The 306-nt window shown below is 68.3% G+C and carries 1 pseudogene; it reads right to left on the bottom strand.

The features are described from left to right. Window positions 1-306: pseudogene (locus tag PUR56_RS30660) on the bottom strand (proteasome ATPase); the annotation flags it as partial.

The following is a 306-nucleotide window of genomic DNA, read 5'->3' as shown; positions in this document are numbered from 1 at the left end:
GTGATCTCGCGCAGCGGTTCGGCCAGGCGCACCACCCGCTCCTCGTCGGTGTGGCCGACGACCAGGGCCCGCTCGCCGTCCTCCAGGACCTCCTTGAGGGTGACCAGGTCGCCGATGCTCTCGAAGGCCATCGCGTCCACTATGTTGAGGTCCTCGTGGAGCATCTCTTCCTGGCCGCGCCGCAGCTCGTCGAGCTCGACGTTGGGGCTGACGTTCACGCGGAGCTTGCGGCCACCGGTGAAGATGTCGGCGGTGCCGTCCTCGTTCTGGCTGAGGAAGACACCGAATCCGGCCGGGGGCTGTGCC

The sequence above is a fragment of the Streptomyces sp. BE303 genome, assembly GCF_036290945.1.
In the GTDB taxonomy this organism is placed as follows: domain Bacteria; phylum Actinomycetota; class Actinomycetes; order Streptomycetales; family Streptomycetaceae; genus Kitasatospora.
The sequence above is the reverse complement of the archived record's forward strand: the minus strand, read 5'-3'. Positions and strand labels throughout refer to the sequence as shown.